The organism is Phycisphaeraceae bacterium (assembly GCA_020639155.1).
Classification (GTDB): Bacteria; Planctomycetota; Phycisphaerae; order Phycisphaerales; family UBA1924; genus JACKHF01.
In genome coordinates, this window is the sequence record JACKHF010000001.1 from 1,187,209 (window position 1) to 1,204,302 (window position 17,094).

Annotated in this window: 15 protein-coding genes; 5 read left to right on the top strand and 10 right to left on the bottom strand. The window is 57.5% G+C overall.

The genetic code is table 11. The features are described 5' to 3' along the window. Positions 1-40 precede the first annotated feature (40 nt). A complete protein-coding gene (locus H6815_05080) occupies positions 41-697 on the top strand; it encodes a hypothetical protein (GenBank protein ID MCB9859809.1) in 657 nt (218 codons plus the stop codon). Between the two features lie 85 nt (positions 698-782). On the opposite strand, the gene H6815_05085 is transcribed toward H6815_05080, so the two are convergent. The 3 genes from H6815_05085 to H6815_05095 all read right to left on the bottom strand — a co-directional run bounded on the left by H6815_05085 (position 783) and on the right by H6815_05095 (position 3,672). Further along, positions 783-1,697, bottom strand: a complete 915-nt coding sequence (locus H6815_05085) for a fibro-slime domain-containing protein (GenBank protein MCB9859810.1) — start codon at positions 1,695-1,697, stop codon at positions 783-785. Positions 1,698-1,906: 209 nt separating this feature from the next. Beyond that, the gene (locus tag H6815_05090; GenBank protein ID MCB9859811.1) at positions 1,907-2,488 is read right to left on the bottom strand and encodes a hypothetical protein; all 582 of its coding nucleotides are present in this window, start codon (positions 2,486-2,488) and stop codon (positions 1,907-1,909) included. Positions 2,489-2,736: 248 nt separating this feature from the next. After that, positions 2,737-3,672, bottom strand: coding sequence for a fibro-slime domain-containing protein (locus H6815_05095; GenBank protein ID MCB9859812.1), 936 nt, complete (start codon positions 3,670-3,672; stop codon positions 2,737-2,739). Between the two features lie 429 nt (positions 3,673-4,101). On the opposite strand from H6815_05095, the gene murA reads away from it, so the two are divergent. Then, positions 4,102-5,412, top strand: coding sequence for a UDP-N-acetylglucosamine 1-carboxyvinyltransferase (gene murA / locus H6815_05100; protein MCB9859813.1), 1,311 nt, complete (start codon positions 4,102-4,104; stop codon positions 5,410-5,412). Positions 5,413-5,436: 24 nt separating this feature from the next. On the opposite strand, the gene H6815_05105 is transcribed toward murA, so the two are convergent. Further along, a complete protein-coding gene (locus H6815_05105; protein MCB9859814.1) occupies positions 5,437-6,201 on the bottom strand; it encodes a 2-C-methyl-D-erythritol 4-phosphate cytidylyltransferase in 765 nt (254 codons plus the stop codon). Between the two features lie 65 nt (positions 6,202-6,266). Here H6815_05105 and H6815_05110 point away from each other — a divergent pair, with 65 nt between their 5' ends. Beyond that, positions 6,267-7,292 (top strand): substrate-binding domain-containing protein, encoded by a 1,026-nt coding sequence (locus tag H6815_05110; protein MCB9859815.1) that lies wholly within the window; start codon positions 6,267-6,269, stop codon positions 7,290-7,292. Between the two features lie 55 nt (positions 7,293-7,347). On the opposite strand, the gene H6815_05115 is transcribed toward H6815_05110, so the two are convergent. After that, on the bottom strand, positions 7,348-8,604 hold the full coding sequence (locus H6815_05115; protein ID MCB9859816.1) for a sigma-70 family RNA polymerase sigma factor: 1,257 nt from the start codon (positions 8,602-8,604) through the stop codon (positions 7,348-7,350). Between the two features lie 22 nt (positions 8,605-8,626). After that, the gene (locus H6815_05120) at positions 8,627-8,980 is read right to left on the bottom strand and encodes a transcription initiation protein (protein ID MCB9859817.1); all 354 of its coding nucleotides are present in this window, start codon (positions 8,978-8,980) and stop codon (positions 8,627-8,629) included. A 98-nt stretch (positions 8,981-9,078) separates the two neighbouring features. On the opposite strand from H6815_05120, the gene H6815_05125 reads away from it, so the two are divergent. Together H6815_05125 and H6815_05130 are read left to right on the top strand one after the other, a co-directional pair. Next, a complete protein-coding gene (locus H6815_05125) occupies positions 9,079-10,353 on the top strand; it encodes a hypothetical protein (GenBank protein MCB9859818.1) in 1,275 nt (424 codons plus the stop codon). After that, complete coding sequence (locus H6815_05130) at positions 10,350-11,753, top strand: hypothetical protein (GenBank protein ID MCB9859819.1); 1,404 nt, start codon at positions 10,350-10,352, stop codon at positions 11,751-11,753. Before H6815_05125 ends, H6815_05130 begins: the two co-directional genes overlap by 4 nt. A 2-nt stretch (positions 11,754-11,755) precedes the next feature. On the opposite strand, the gene lysS is transcribed toward H6815_05130, so the two are convergent. From lysS to nuoF, 4 genes are all read right to left on the bottom strand, one after another. After that, entirely contained in the window at positions 11,756-13,519 is a 1,764-nt protein-coding gene (gene lysS / locus H6815_05135; protein ID MCB9859820.1) for a lysine--tRNA ligase, read from the bottom strand. Beyond that, on the bottom strand, positions 13,458-14,468 hold the full coding sequence (locus H6815_05140; protein ID MCB9859821.1) for a hypothetical protein: 1,011 nt from the start codon (positions 14,466-14,468) through the stop codon (positions 13,458-13,460). The genes lysS and H6815_05140 overlap by 62 nt, the downstream gene beginning before the upstream one ends. A gap of 35 nt (positions 14,469-14,503) precedes the next feature. Continuing rightward, positions 14,504-15,079, bottom strand: a complete 576-nt coding sequence (locus tag H6815_05145) for a hypothetical protein (protein MCB9859822.1) — start codon at positions 15,077-15,079, stop codon at positions 14,504-14,506. A 223-nt stretch (positions 15,080-15,302) separates the two neighbouring features. After that, complete coding sequence (gene nuoF / locus H6815_05150; protein MCB9859823.1) at positions 15,303-16,700, bottom strand: NADH-quinone oxidoreductase subunit NuoF; 1,398 nt, start codon at positions 16,698-16,700, stop codon at positions 15,303-15,305. Positions 16,701-17,094 lie beyond the last annotated feature (394 nt).

Genomic DNA, 17,094 nt, shown 5'->3' on the forward strand with positions numbered 1-17,094 from the left:
TGGTGCTTTGGCTGTGGAAGGGCGCAGCCAGGGGGAACGAATGGACGTTCGCGTTGGGCAGATGCCACGAGGGCAGCTGTCCTGGGAACCCGAGGTCGTGCGTCTGACCGATGACGCGCATGTGCTGGCGATCAGCCAGCACGAGCGCGATCGCATTGGATTTGCGTCGCGGCTGGCGGGGTTTCTCTCGCGAATCCCCCACACCGAGGTCCATCACATCTACGGACAGATGGCTCGCGACCTCGACAGCTTCTGCCATCAGCTTGAGCGCTCGCTTCCCGCAACATCAATCAGTCGTCGGATTACCGGGCCGGGATCGATCGCGTGGGCATTGCGTCAGCGGAACGAGACACTAGGGCAGCTTCCGGCTCGCCATCGTTTTCACATCTGGCATGATGCCGATGCGTTGTATCAGGCCAATCCGCAGTTGTTTGCCGAGCTTGTTGACACCATTACGGGCGTTTCAGCTGAGGCCGAGTTTGTTTCCGATGAGCCGCTGCTGTTGCAACGGCTGGTTGTCGTTGGCTCGCCGCTGCTCGAACCGGTGTTCGATAATGATGCAGGGCCATTCCACTCGTGGCTTGATGACGAGTTTCCAGAGCCGTTCTGGCGCGTGGTGACGGGGGTGGATCGGCCCGACTTTGTTCTTCTGTCGATCGAAGCACTGGCAAAGACCGCTCGTGTGCAGATCGCGTGATATCTCATTCCTCGCGTAAAATGACACAGCCCGGGGCGATGAACCCCGGGCTGCAGTTTCATGGTGCGATCAAACAGATGCTGGCTTACTCGTCGTAGATCGAATCGGTCGACGGGATCTCTGCGTTGCGCAGAATGATCGAGGTCGCGATGCGGAAGTTCGACTGTGTACGGTGACGCTCAGCGAAGAAGAACTTCAGCTCGCACTCCTCGCCATCGTTGATCCAGGGGATGTTGTCCAGATCAACGGTCTGGGTCACTGCGCTGTGAACACCACCGATGTCGATCACGCACTTGCCGTTGATGAAGACCCACACGTCGTCGTCACCCGTGAAGGTGAACACCTGACCCGTACCTTCCTGGTACGTGAATGTGGTGTCCAGCTCGTACGTGAAGTGGAAGTTCTTGTTGTTGCCAGCGGAGTTGCCGTACAACTGCCCGTTGATCGGGAAGAACCCACCCAGATTCTGGTACGTGGCATCCTGCTTATCGTCGAAGACATACACGTTGGTATCGCCACTGCGTTTCAGCGTGATGGACAACGGCGATGAGATGTTCTTGCCGGGGGTGTCACGGAACCACTGCGCAAAGTCAGCGGATGTGTGCAGCGCACCGCCATCGGACGTTGAAGCACTGCCGGTTGTGCCGTTCTCAGGCGTGGGCAGGTATGAACGCGCGGGCATGACGTTGCGGCCCTGCGCGTCCTTCCACTGTGACCAGACCTTGCGGCCATTGGACGCGTACACGGGCTTGCCCTGTGCGTCCAGCTCGTCAGCAACCATGTACGCATACTGACCGAACCCGCCAGACGGCTGCCACTCAAAGTCGGTGTGGCCGCCGGAGACCGAGCGTTCCTGGAAATCGCGAACGACACCAGTCAGTGTGATGGCTTCGGGGAGTTCCTGAGCCGAGGCAACCGTGCTGCCGGCCATCAAAGCCATGATGCCAGCGGCGATGAATGTTCCAGTGTCTTTGCGATGTGTGTTCGAGAACGTTGTCATAAGAGATTCCTCCGCTGCAACCAGCCATCACTCGGAATCGCGATGCAGCGGTTGCCTTTCATCTCACAGCGTTAGAAATACGGCATACAGGTGCAACCCATGTGCGCAGGAATCGCGCTGAAAGATTGCTGTCTGGAGGGGTTGTGCCGGTTGTGTGGGTGAGAAGGACTGATTCACAGCTTGAAAGACGGTATTGAGGAAGCCTTGAGTTATCTTCTCCTGCGCGAGAGCAAGACGAGGCCCCCTAACGCGAGGGTACCGGTGCTGGGTGCTGGGACGATCGTCAGCGTGATGGAATCGAGCCCGACATTCTCTGGGCTGATAAACACATTCGGTGCAAACTGTCCAGGATCGCCGAAGAACGACATGCCCCAGTTCCTTGGCATGGTCAGTTCGATCGTTCTGGGTGTGAAATCATCAATGGTGTACGCGAAGTTCATAATGTCGATCGGGTTTGTTGAATAAGGAAAACAACCCGCAAGGCCGAGCTGCCCGACTCCCATCTGCTCTCTTCCTCCCATTGTCTGCATGCCGGTTACAAGCAAAGCGCAGGCACCCAGTGGTGTTGCAAGATACGGCTCGCCGACAACACCCTTCAAATCACTCGCAGCGACATCCAGACCAGCGCCGCCGAAGGCGAAATACTGCGGATCAAAGTATGCTGTGACCCGGATTGCAATGCTCGGATGTTCCGGAGAGAGCGTTGTCGATGTGAGGGCGTGGAACGTCAGGCCGTTGGCAAACTGCGCGTGCGCACAATAAGCGTGAAACAAGGACAGAACGGAACTCATGGCCATATATCGCATGTTGCAGCTACACGGTATCGATGTGTAGCCAATATACATCACTTGCAAGGGAATGCCAATAAAATGCGGAATCTGCTTTGGATTACATGATGTTACCTATGGAAAGAGCGAGCACTTTCTGCGGACACTTTTGCAAAGTGGTATGCCTTGCTTCAAAAAGACAACCATCGCCCGAGGCGAGATTCCCCGGGCGATGGTGTTTCATGGAAAGCTGTGTGATTGGGTGAGGATGCTTAGTCGTAGGTCATGTCGGTCTGCGGGAGTTCTGCGCTGCGCAGCTGAATGGTGGTCTCCATGCGGAAGTTTGACTTTGTCGTGTGGCGCTCCGCGTGGAAGATGCGCAGCGAGTACTGCTTGCCGTCCTCAAGCCCGCTGATGCGGTTGAGCACGATGGTCTGCGAATCCTCGCCGTGGATGCCGCCGAGGTCGAGCACCATCTGGTCATTGATGAAAACCCAGACGTCGTCATCACCGGTGAATGTGAAGATCTGGTCTGCGGTTGCGTCGTAAACGAACGTCGTGTCGATCTCTGTGGTGAAATGGAAGTTGTGGGCGCCGTTGTCGTACCCCTCGTAGTTACCGAAGAGATCGTCATCAATGGGGAAGAACCCGCCGAGTGACTTGTAGGGTTCATGCTCATCGGAATCGAAGACGTATGTACCCTTGTCCTCGTCGTAGACGAGTGTGATCTGGACGAGCTTTGACAGGTTTACGCCGGGGGTATTGCGATACCACTGGGAGAAGCGCTCCTCGCTGGTCAGACGCTTGTTTGCATCGTTTTCAACAACGTTTGCTACAGTTGCTGCGATATCACCGAGTGCGGAGTTGTGGTGCATCCAGCCGATGTGGCGGCCCTTGTTGTCCTTGAACTTGCCTGTGACGTTCTGTCCCCATGAACTGCTGAACACGGGCTTGTTGTTCTCGTCGAGCGCGAGCTTGGCGAGTTTGATGCGCGCACCGTTGTACTGCTGGAAGTCCGGATGGCCGCCGGTCTCCTCATAGGATCTGAAATCTCTGACAATGGCGTTGACAGTGATGGTGGCTGGCTTTGTGGTGACGGGCTGAGCATTGCTGCTTCCCGGGCCGATCCAGAAACTGATTGCACCGCCGAGTGCCATCAACCCAACGACACCTGCCATCATCAACTGCTGCTTCTGGCGCTCGTCCATGCGCGTACTCCTGGTGAGATCCCTGATGTGGCGCAACGTGCGCGCCAGCACCAGATCATCGAATACCCGCAAGTGGTGTGTCAGCAGAGTCCGGAGTTTTTCTGTCTTTGTGAGACCTGACCCACCAAAGAACCCACACTCGTTCCAGCCGGCATATTCGTTACAGACTGCAATGATGGCATATTGGAAACTGTCCGAACCTTGTGGGTGATCCTTGCCGATACCAGATGTGTGAAGCACACCTCCCCCACTGTTCGTTCGTCTGCAGCTGTTGTTCCGTCTTCTGCGGGCACGGTTGAGCAGAAACCTATCCAGACAAACACCAACAAGCTGATGCTTTCAGAGACGGAGCCGGAGAGCGTGCATACAAGTGAGGCTGTGCTTACCGCTCCTGCCAAAGTCAGCCAATCAACGGGGAAACCGCTGGGTATGGAAGCATTCCGAGTGACCGGCGGTCGTCAACTGAAAGGCACGGTTCGAGCCAGTGGGTCGAAGAATGCGTCCCTGCCGCTTATCGCGGCTGCACTGCTGACGGATCAGCCGCTGATCCTGCATGATGTACCCGATCTCTCCGACATCCGCAACATGCTCAACCTGATGGGAGAGCTTGGTTGCAGCATCGACACGCAGGCGCACGAGGATGGCAGTTCAAGGCTGACGCTGCACGCAGACCCTGAAGGATCCTCGCACGCTCCATATGAGATCGTGAAGACGATGCGCGCCTCGATCTGTGTGCTCGGGCCGCTCGTTGCGCGGCGCGGGTTTGCGCGTGTGTCGATGCCCGGTGGATGCTCGATCGGTGATCGCCCGGTTGATATCCATCTGCGCGGGCTTCGAGCGCTCGGTGCCGAGATCGAACTTGATCAGGGCGACATCACCGCGCGAGCGCCGAAGGGAGGGCTGCGAGGCGCGACGATCTTCCTCGGTGGACCGTTCGGCTCGACGGTGCTCGGCACGGCCAACGTGATGTGTGCTGCTGCGCTTGCAAACGGAAAGACAATCATCGAATCTGCCGCGTGCGAGCCAGAGATCGTTGATCTTGCCAACATGCTTCGCGCAATGGGCGCACATATCTCCGGCGACGGTTCGCCACGCATTACAATTGAGGGCGTGCCCTCTCTTGGAGGGACGACACACACGGTCATGCCCGATCGCATCGAAGCGGGCACGTGGATCTGTGCGGGCGCATTGATGGGCGAGGATCTGACGATCACGAACTGTCCGATGGACTCGCTGCTCGCGCTGACCAGCGTGCTTGAGCCGTCGGATGTCTCGATTGAGGTGCTTGATCCAGCATCCCCACAGCGCACAAGCGTGCGCGTCAGACGCAACGGCGTTATCAAACCAGCAGTCGTCACCACGCAGCCGCATCCCGGTTTTCCCACGGATATCCAGGCGCAGGTGATGGCGCTGCTCTCACTCGCGGACGGAAACTCGATCATCACCGAACGGATCTTCCCGGATCGATTCCTGCACGTGGCGGAACTCTCGCGCATGGGCGCAACGATCCATCGCCAGGGACCGATCGCTGTCGTGACAGGCGTGCGGGAACTTCACGGCGCGCCCGTGATGGCATCGGATCTGCGTGCTTCGGCGTCGCTCGTGCTTGCCGGGCTTGCAGCGAAGGGCACGACAACGATCTCACGCGTGTACCACCTCGATCGCGGCTACGAGAGGATGGACGAACGCCTGCAGACGCTCGGGGCTGACATCGAGCGGTTTAGGGAAGTGCGGAAGTAAGCAGACAAGACGCACAGCTGATCGTTAAAACGCCACACTCTTCACATAGAGTCTCGCCAGGTCGAGATCGGCCGGGGTTGTGATCTTGATGTTGCGTGGATCGCCATCGACAACGCGCACTGTCTCGCCAAGCCGCTCCACAAGCTGCGCATCGTCTGTGCTCTCTAGATCACTCTGCGCGTAGGCTCGATGGAGAAGATCTGCTGAGAACGCTTGCGGCGTCTGGATCACAAACACGCTGTCTCTGGAGAGTGTTTCAACAACCGTGCGCACACGCTTCGTCTTTGCGAGTCCGAGGATGACCTCGGCTGGATCCGGTGCATCGGTCGAGTCCTGCTCATCCACGCGCTTCATGGTCTCGCTGACGGGAAGCCCCGGCACGACCGCATCGCAGTGTTCGAGCGCATCAAACGCGCGCTCAATCATCTCGATGCGCACGCACGGGCGCGCGCCATCATGCACAGCGATGTGGGTGCAGTCAGCGGGCACGTGCTCCAGCGCAGCCATGACAGATTCATACCTGTGATGCACCCCACCTCTGCACAGCTTCACGCCGAGCAGCCCAAGCCGGTCGCCGAACTTCACCTTGAAGTCCGCAAACATCTCGTCGTCGTTCGGGCCCGCGACGACAATCGTCGAGACTGCGTCCAGCTTGGTGAACGGCTCGATGGCTCGCATGAGGACAGGTCTGCCGTGGATGTCCTCCTCGAGCTTGGACCGAGAAAAACCGACCTGGGCCGAGTATCGCTCTGAGCGGCCACCGGCTGTGATGATGACACCGACTTTCATGCACAGATCCTAAGCAAACGCCTGCCGCAGCGTGCTGTCACTTCACTTGCTCGCGCTGCGGGCCGATGCACACACCCACATCTCAAAACGCCATCGTGACATTCGCGTCCATCCGTCCCGATGAGGAACCTGCATTCATGAACGATGTTATTACCACCGGCCCGATGCGCTCGGGATTCGTTGTCCTCGCCCTTGCAATCGCTGCCGGGAGCGCGTGCGCACAACAGAACGTGTATACCCCGTACTCCAGCCAGCAAGCGCGGGAGCATAGCTCCTCGGCGAACCTCGTCGCAGTCGGCAATGTGTCGTATGGCACACCGTTCCGCGCGCTGATGCTCGATTACCAGCTGCACACAGGCGAGCACATCGACACAAACCCCACATCGCAGCTGCGCGCGATCAACGCGGCGCAGAACAACAAGGCGATGGCGGTGATCTCAAGGCCGCTGATGCAGCACGAGGTTGAAGCCGGCAGGTTCGCAACACGTGTTGGAGCCGAAGCATTGATCGCGGTCGTGAACGACGACAACCCACTCCAGTCGATCAGCGTCAGCAATCTTTCGAATATCTATCTCGGCCGCTCGCGCACATGGATGAACGGCAAGCGGATTAACGCGTTTGTTGCTGAATCGTGCGTGAATGACACCAGCGTTTATCGCCAAGAGGTGCTGCACTCGGGCCTTGCCAGCGCCGATGTTGTTCCGCTCAGCGACGAGTCACTGCTTGAAACAGTCCGCAGCACACCTGGCGCGATCGGGCTCTTGCCGTTCTCTTCTCTGGACATGCGCGATCTCGGAAATCTGCGGGTGCTGCATGTCGGCGCAGTTGAGCCGACGTACACAACGATCTTCTCAGGCGCATACGAGCTCTCACGACCTGTCTGCATCGTGACCGACGGCACACCCACTGCGCAGCAGAAACAGTTTATCGACTTTTGCCTGAACGATGTCGGTCAGCAGACACTCGCAAACTCGGGCCGCACACCACTCCCTGCAGCACACTTCGCGTACTTCGACACGAACACTGACATGAGCAACGTTCAGCCCGACACCTCGTTCGCGCTCGAACCCGATTTCACCGGCGATTATTGATTTCAAGCTGGATATCTTGTGTTATGCCGGGGTTCAGCCCCGGTTTTTCTTTGGTTTATGTGGGATTGCACCTGCTCCGCTTTCGCTGGAGAAGCTGCCTCTCCGCAGTGGATCGAGTGCGTGCGATGGCCTCATCAAACGATGCAATCGCATCCTCATGCCTCCCCAGCCTGCGGTACAGCTCACCTCTGACCGCATGGAACAGATGATACTGCGCGATCCGATTGTCCTTCGAGACGTTCGCGTGCGCACGGAGCCCCTCCTCCGGGCCAAAGGCGTGCGCAATAGCGACAGCGCGGTTCAGGCGCACGATCGGCGTATCTCTTAGCTCCATCAGCGCATCATACAGATCACAGATCGCCCGCCAGTCCGTATCCGCAAATGTTGGTGCGCTGACGTGTGTCGCTGCGATCGCCGCCTCAAAGTGGTACGCAGTCGGTATGGTTGCTCCCTCGCGTGCGAGTTGAAGCTCGGTGAATCCCGCATTGATCATGTCGCGATCCCACTTCGATCGGTCCTGCTCCTCCAGCAGAAGAATTGAACCAGCATCGTCGAGTCGCGCAGACACCCGAGCAAGCTGGAAGAACATCAACGCGAGCAGCGCATGCGCGCTCGGAGACGAATGGGAACGGCTGCTCGTCACCATCGCGAGCAAGCGCATCGCGTCCTCCAGCAGATCGCGGCGGATATGCGCATCGCCCTCGTGTGACGCGTAGCCCTCGTTAAACATAAGATACAGTGTCCTCAGCACGGAATCCAGACGCACCGCGCGCTCTGACTCCGAGGGGATCGCCAGCTCGATCTGCTCGTCCAGCAGCGTCCGCTTCGCACGCACAATCCGCTGGGCGATCGTGGCAGGCTTTGAGAGAAGCGCTCCAGCGATCTCGTTGACAGAGAAACCGCAGCACGTTTTTAACGTCAGCGCGATGCGAGTGTCTTCAGTCAGCCTTGGGTGGCAGCACGCAAAGATCATCAGAAGCTGATCGTCAAACTCGTGCTCTGAAACAGGAGCCTGCGCATCAAGTCGTTGCTGCAACTCGTACTGCACCCGCGTTGCGTGATCGACCTGCACCCGCTTGTGCCTGATCGCATCGAGCGCGCGGTTCTTTGCGACGCGCGCAAGCCACGCCGCAGGTTCGTCGGGTATTCCATTGAACGACCACGTCTCAAGCGCAGCAAGCAGCGCCTCGTGCACACACTCTTCAGCAAGATCAAAGTACCGCACGCCGAGCGCGCGCACAAGCGATGCAGACAGCCGTGCCGACTCGCGCCGGAACAGGTGGTCGACAAGTGTGTGGACGGAATCGGCCATGCGATGGGCTGATCACCATGTATTACGCGGTGTGATGGATCTGGCGCACGTGTGTCATGAATCCGTACTTGACGTGCGGGCACGTCCTCGCAAGCGCGACCGCTTCATCAAGTGATGCCGCCTGAATCACAAAGAGACCGCCGAGCACTTCCTTTGCCTCAGTGAAAGGTCCATCCGTAATGATGACATCGTCCGTGTCGTGCTGGATAATCTTGCCATCGTCGGGCATCAGCTTGTGCCCGCCGATGACCTGCCCGGTCTCCTTGAGCTTCGTGTACCACTCACGATACTCGGCAATGATCTTCTGCATCTCCTCCGGTGAATGCTCGCCGCGACGTGTGCGATCACCATAAAGCAGCATGACAAAGTGATCCATGTGAGGCTCCTGTGCGGGGATGATTCGTGCATTCTTCCTGTGATGTGACGATCTGGTGAACCTGAAATCGACACATATCGTTAGAATAGCGCCGGAAGATGACACTCAACACGCTCGCTATCTCCATCGCTGCAGCACTCGGGAGCCTGTGTGCAGCGGTGTTTCTTCGCGCGATCGTTCGCACGTGCCTCGCGATGCGCCGATCACGCTGCGCCAGATGCGGGTTCCGTCGCGAGGGATTGCCCGACGCTGACGCAGTCTGCCCCGAATGCGGGTCCGCGCCGATTATTCGCAACCGCATTGTGCGCACGCATGCGAGTGTTGCCCTTGCATTTCTGATGATGACGAGCGTCTGCGTCTGGCTGATCGCCGAGTGGACCATCGGGCCGGTGCTCTCGATGCGTGTAGCGCTAGTGACAAGGCCGCCCTTGACCATACAACTCCGTGACCGGTTGGGAAGAATAATGGGGAGCACTGACGTACCAGTGAGCGTACAACGCACAAGCGCACCCTATACCGCCCGCCTATGTGCAATGTATGCGGTTGATATCCATACAAGTTCGAGTATTCCTGATGAACAGTTGTACGCCAGACATCTGCTGTTTGGCGTTGCCTGGCACTATGTTGATGCGAATGAAGTTATCACAAAGGCGCTAACACGAGAACACGTATCTCAACCAACACGAGCGGAACTGATAAAGCTTGCGCTTTGCCCTGAGTATTCCAGTTTTCATGATGTCAGCATCGCTGTTCGTCAACCGAACAAAGCACTGGAGATCGTCGCTGATATTGCCGACCAACAGGTTCGAGATGAAGCCTTCGCATTCTACCTTTACTCTGTTCATTTTCATAAACTGGGGATGTATGACGGGGCTCCTCCACCAGACAACGGGCACTCAACATGGGCAGCGCGATTGCAGTATAACGATGCTCTCTGGAATCAATACGGAACACTGGATCTGAAAACTTACCAGGGCGATCGTGTCTGCTTTTGGGAAGAAAACATTGGCATCATCGAACAAGCAGTTGAGATCTGCATGGATCACCACAACTGCGCCTTCGCTGTCGAGGCTGTATGTTTTCTCGCCGCGCACGACACGCAATGGCGACTCGACAACCCGACACTAAAGCCATTTCGCAGCAGCAGTTGCTTCCCAGGTCCTAGCTACTTTGGGCAACGAGGATTTAGTCTACCGGAGTCAACGCCGTTTGATGACCTATCGCAGCGGCTTCGCGAACACATCAACACGTTCTCATCCAATGAACGGAAGCGAATGGCAGGCAGTATCCCATGGTATCACGACGATACAACATATGCACGATGCATTCGCTCGTACTTTCCAGCGATTGATGACAGTTCAGTTGCACCATGACTATCAACACACTCGCCATCTCTATTGCAGCAACACTCGGTGGTATCGGACTTGTTGTATTTCTTCGGGCGATGATCCGTATGTGCCTCGCGATGCGCAGATCGCGCTGCGCTAGATGCGGGTTCCGTCGCGAGGGACTTCCTGATGCAAATGCAGTCTGCCCCGAATGCGGATCCATGCCGACTATTCGCAGCCGCGTTGTGCGCACACTTGCGAGTATTGCGATTGCATTTCTGCTCATAGCGAGCGTCTGCGCATGGCTGATCGCGGAATGGACCATCGGGCCGGTGCTCTCGACGCGCGTTGCGCTGGTGACGAATCGGCCATTGAATGAAGAGTTGCAGGAACGACTGCTGAAGCATCTTCCCAAGGGGTACGCTGATGATGTCGTCCCAACAATCAAAGCAAACAGTGCAGCGAACGCGATGATGCGTTACGCACTTCGGCAGCGAGTGGAGTCAACCGATCCTGCTCTCCAGCAGCGAGCCTATATCCTGCTCAACCATGTTGCAAAGTCGTACGCTGGTGGACGCGAAATGGTTGCGAACCACGCGATCAAGCGTGCATGGGATGACGCAGTTGCGCACGACATTGTACTCGCGTGCAACATCCGCAGATCAATTACCTGGGACGAGATTCCCGAGTATCTGCAAACAGAGGATCCAGTATATGTGATACTTTCTGATATCGGTGATCCGGCTATACGAGAAGAAGCTATACAAGCTCTTTTTTCTATGCCTAGAGGAAGTTACACACAACATGCAAACCGTACCGAAGCAGAGAGCTATGCTGCGTTTGCCCAAGTCACAAACACTGTTTGGCTACATCTTCAAGAGCATTGCCATCTCGCTTCACTGCCCCACTTTGAAAAGGATGAGCAAAGCATCGTTTTCTTGCGTCACTCTCCTAAGCTATCGAAAGATCAAATGCGCGTGGTCATAGATACATGTTTAGAACAGAACACCGATGCTTCTTATCTTACAATGCTCTACTATGCAACAAAGATGAAAAACTACACAAAGGATCGGTTGCTTGTTAACGAACTTTCAGTTCGAATAGATGGCGCAACTGGTATACCACAAAGGACAACAGAAGTAGCCCGGGAGTATCTCTATGTTATAAGTCCTACGTGCGAGTTTGTTGAGCCCGTTAGCGAGTATGTTGCCCTGCTCGACACAATTCCTGATGATATAGCGAAGATGGATCCTGATATGAGAGACAGAATCGCTGAGCTTGCGATCAAGTGGGCAGAGAAACAAGACTTCTACTTTGGTAGAGGAGCCTATCAGGAGGGTGAAATGTCTCATTTCGAAGTAGTAATTTCACTCTGCAATAAAACCTTTGAAGACTTTACATATCTCAACCAACTCAAATCGCTGCTTCCCGAAAAAAACAGATAATCTCATTCCGGTCGCAAAAGCGGGAACAGGATCACATCGCGGATCGAGCGCTGGTTTGTCAACAGCATCGCGATACGGTCGATGCCGAGCCCAAGCCCACCCGCGGGGGGCATGCCGATCTTCAGCGCGCGGATGAAGTCGTGATCGAAGTTGCGGAAGGTCTGCTCCTCGTCGTCGATGCCTGAGAGCTGCGCGCGGAACTTCTCCGCCTGCACGTCTGGGTCGTTGAGCTCCGTGTACATCGGGCCGATCTCCATGTGCCCGATGAAGAGATCCGCACGGTCGGCAACGTCCGGCCTGTCCGGGTTCGGACGCGTTAATGGCGAGATTGCTGCCGGGTACTCCGTGATGAATGTCGGCTTAGCCGGGTTGAGTGTCGGCTCTGCGACATCCTCGAAGAGCTCGTTGATGATCAGCACGATGTCGATAGGCTCGCCCTTCTCGTTCTTCTGCGCGATGTTTCGCTTCGTTGCTTCTGCGCGCACCTTTGCCTCGTCGTTCATGGAGAACCCGAGTGCGCGCTCGAACAGCTCGGCGTATGTCACACGATCGAACGGTGATCCGTAGTCGACCTCGTGATCGCCGAACGGGAGCTTCAGATCTGTTTCGTCTGCGCCAGCGCCGAGGATCATGCGCGCAAGCTCGCGCATGAGCGATTCTGACAGGTCCATCATGGTGGTGTAATCGCCGAACGCTTCGTAGCACTCCATCATGGTGAACTCGGGGTTGTGCTGTTTGTCGACGCCTTCGTTTCGGAAGTTGCGGTTGATCTCGTAGACGCGCTTCATGCCGCCGACGAGCAGACGCTTGAGATAGAGCTCGGGCGCGATGCGCATATAGAGCGGCATGTCGAGCGCGTTGATGTGCGTGGTGAACGGGCGCGCAGCTGCGCCGCCAGCCATCGCCTGGAGCATCGGCGTTTCGACCTCGGCGTATTCACGACTATCCATGAACGAACGCACAGCCGAGACGATCTTCGAGCGCATGCGGAACACGCGCATCGTCTCGGGCGTTGCCCACATGTCGAGATACCGCTGGCGATACCGCGTGTCCATGTCCTGCAGACCGGCGTGCTTTTCCGGCGGCGGCACAAGACACTTTGACGCTGGCGCGAGCGTCGATGCCCAGACTGTGATCTCGCCGGTGCGCGTGCGCACGAGCGGGCCCTCGCAGACAACGACATCACCGAGGTCCATCTGCTTCGCAGCATCGAACCCGCCGACACCAACAGGGCCTTCGAGTATGCAGTCGCGCTGGGAGACCGCGACCTGCAGATCGCCCGTGTCGTCACGAAGATTCAGCCAGATGAGCTTGCCATTGTCACGATGGAGCACGATGCGTCCCGCGACGCGCACGACGGGACGCTGATCGACGAAGTCCTCGTCCTTGGCGTGCGCCTTGTGGTGCTCGTCTGCGTGCTCATCGAACCGGCCAATCGCATCGGCGAGAGGCATGATCCCGTCGACACGCCGCCCGTACGGGAGCGCGCCGAGCTTCGCAACAGCATCGCGATTCTCGCGCCGCTGGAGCTCGAGCTTGTGCAGGTCTTCAGCGGGCGACTGGTCGGGAGATTGAGTTGGGGTTGATGTGTCTGGCATGTGTTTGGCTGATTGCGGGTCAAATATCACGTCAACGATGAATGTCTGGATCAAGTGTAGAGCAGGGCCAGTGCACGCACCAATACCCATCTGTTGTATCGGAGCATTATTTCCGTTTGCGCCACGCCCGTATCCTGCGATCAACCCAGCGTTCCAGCGTCGCAGCATGCGCGGCAACTATGATAAATGCGATCAAAGCCAGCGCCATTGCTGGCACGAGAACAACGCTCTTGTCAAAGTACACACTTGAAAGCAGCGGCTGATCGGGAAGATAGACGAAGAAGAGATACAGGCACACCTCCATGACCAGCACGCCGATCGTCATTGAGATGAGCGCGACCCATGGCAGTCGTCGCAGTGATCTGCGATACTGCTCATCAATCTCCGGCCGAGCCCAGCGCACACCCATGCGCACAAGAAACTCGCGATGGGTTTGGTAGATTCGTGCGTGCGATCCATCCGAGGCGCGTGGGATACGACTCAGCCTGGAGTATCTATTGATCGCAGTCCATGGCACAAGCTCTCCGTTTGCGAGCACAAACCCGCGCGACGTATACCGCACGGGCATCGCGTCCGAGTCACCGAGCGCACGCCGTTCGATCGTGAATGCCAGAAAAAAAATCGGAAGAAACACCAGCAGAACGATCGCTCCTGCGAGCCACGACAGGGTCATGGCAGATACTACCGCCATCCCAAAGAAAAACACATGGCACACCAGGACCATCGTTAACTCAACGCGGCGCGCACTCTGTGTTCTGGTCGCAATCACGTCCTGCAGATCGAGTGTGCCGTTGTCCAGCGCACGCTGATGCGATCGCCAGTGCAGGATCATGGCAACGCGCGAGTGGTTCATCGGCACACGCAAGATGATTGGATTCCCCGCGTGTGCTGCGAATCTACCATCCGATGTGAGACACTGAAACTGATTGGAGTTCCCGCCGGGAACAGGTACCAACTCCAGCCACGGCACGGTCAGCCCGACTATATCCGATGCGGTGCCATTCATCACACACAGCGGCGCATCTGTCGAGCACGACACGACACGCAATCCGACGAACGTCGGCTCGCACTCACACCGAACGGCGTCCGTAGTTACACATCCGAGTGGCGCGGACACGACATACTCCGTCCAAGTTTGTACGACTGCCGTCGTCAGACAGGCCTCCCTTGCTTGATGTGCTTATTTGTCCGTTCGGTTATTGTTGCGACATGTGTTGCAACGCTCAGCACGATGGCAGCTGCCAGAACCAATCCTGCAACAAAGCCCCATACCTTTGCGCAGAGCACAGTGTACTCGAGTACGGTTGGCATTGGTTCGCGGGTGTATTCGGTGAGGTGGTATGCTGTTAGCATGAGCATGTAGAAGAGCGCATGCAGTGCAATGAACCATACCACACACTGCAGTCTCTTCGGCTTTCGCGGCGTGCGAGGGATCGAGGGCAGATATGTTGTCCCCTCGCGGATGCGCCACCGCTGAACAGGTACGATCGGGAGTGACCTGTCCAGCGCCCGGCTGTACAACTCCTTTGCGCGCGAGCGGTCTTTGCGATGGAGCACACACACAACTGTTCTGCCATTGTGCTGCGCAGAACATACTGGATTGCCCATCGGCGATAGCACACGGAACGCCTTGAAGCTGTTTGATTCCGGGACGCACCGAATCCATGGAACAAAGACGTCAACGGTTGTTCTGCCTGTAAACGAATCGGCGCGAGCGCCAGGAACCATCGACTCTGGGCACTGAAGCACAAGCCCATCGCTGGTCGCATCGCACGCAACCCGACACGTCCCAAATGAATGCCCGACTGTGGCGTGGTCGAACCACGTCGGAGGCGAGTAAAGAAACGCTGATGTGATCTAGATGCGCTCCATAGCACCTTATTCGGAGTAACTTTCCGCTGGTTTCAAACGAGTCGTGTTTCGACCAGAGGGCTTCGCTGAACCATTACATTCACGCTCTCGCCGCGGCACCAACGCTCATCGTCACCGGCACGAACGTCGGCTTCACGCGACGCTCAAATTCGGGACGGAACTTGTTGATGATCGTCCGCAGGGCCCAGTTGTTCCCGTCTGCGAGTCCGCAGATCGTTGTTCCGGGCATCGAGCCCATGGACGTTCCGATCTCGAGCGCGAGATCGAGATCCTTCGTGTAGGCGTCGCCTTGGTCGATCCGGCACATGAGCTGGTACAGCCAGCCCGAGCCCTCGCGGCATGGCGTGCACTGGCCGCACGACTCGTGCTTGAAGAACCGCGCGATGTTGCGCGCGACCTTCACCATGTCGGTGTCCTCGTCGAAGATCGTCGGCCCCGCCGTGCCAAGACCGAGCACGTTGTACTTGCGGCCGATGTCAAAGTCCATCTCAGCGTCGTACTGGTCGGTGCCCAGCACGCCCATGGACACGCCGCCAGCAATCGCCCCCTTGAACTTCTTGCCGTTGCGCATCCCGCCGCAGTATTTCTCAACGAGCATGCGCAGAGGAATACCGAGCTCAAGCTCGTAGACATCCGGCTTTGCGACGTGGCCCGACACGCCCATCAGCTTTGTGCCGTGCGACGGCGGCCCGCCAATGGTCGACTCGACACCCTGTGATTTGAACCAGTCGACGCCGTTCTCGACGATGGTCGGCAGGTGCGAGAGTGTTTCCACGTTGTTGATGATGGTGGGCTTGCCGAAGAGCCCTTTGATCGCGGGGAAGGGCGGCTTGATGCGCGGATACCCGCGCTTGCCTTCGAGAGATTCCAGCAGCGCTGTCTCCTCGCCGCAGATGTACGCGCCGGCACCGCGATGCACATGGCAGTCCACCTTCCAGGGCTTGCCCATCCCGGTAGTCGCGCCATTCACCAGTCCCTTGCCGCCGAAGATCCCGTTGTCGTACGCCTCCTTGATCGCGCGCTCGAGCACTTCTGCCTGATGCCCGTACTCGCCGCGGATATAGATGAACGCGCGCCCGATCCTGCACGCGTAGCAGCAGATCGCGATGCCCTCGAGCATCTGATGCGGATCGAAGTCCATCAGCAGACGATCCTTGAACGTCGCGGGCTCTGACTCGTCGGCGTTGATGGCGAGATATCGCTGCCCGATCGCCTGCTCGTCGCCCTCGTGCGCCTCATCCACCTTGGGCAGGAATGTCCACTTGAGTCCGCACGGGAACCCCGCACCGCCCCGGCCTCGCAGGACAGAGTCCTTGACCATGCCCGTGACCTCGTCGGGCTTCATGTCGAGCGCCTTTTTCAGCCCGACGTACCCGCCGGTCTTCACGAACTCGTCGTACCAGACGGTGTGCCGGTCTTTGACGTCGCCGAACGGAGGCGTGGGGATGCGGCGGGTGAGGATGCCATTGCCGTTCATGTTCTCGGTGAAGTTACGTGTGCTGGCTTGATTGGTCATGGGCTGGTCTGGCTCCGCTGGGGGAGGGGTGGTCAGGGGGTTCGGGCTGGATCATATGGGGCGAAGCAGACAGAAAAGAGCGCCTGTGCACAACACAATGAAGGGGTGGTTGTCACATGCAGTCTGATTGATTCGGGCGAAGGAGACACGATTCATATCTCCGGTTTCATCTGTGGATCTGGTAGAAAATGATCCCTGAACGCCACGGCTCTCCTTGAACATCTTCCTTCAAAAACGTCCAAGAACCATCCTGTCTGTGGGATTGCCGATCTCCCGCAGTTTTTCTGAAGCCTTGACTCAATCTTCCGACGAGCCCCGCCCTGTTTGCGGTATAGTGGTGACACGTACAGATCTG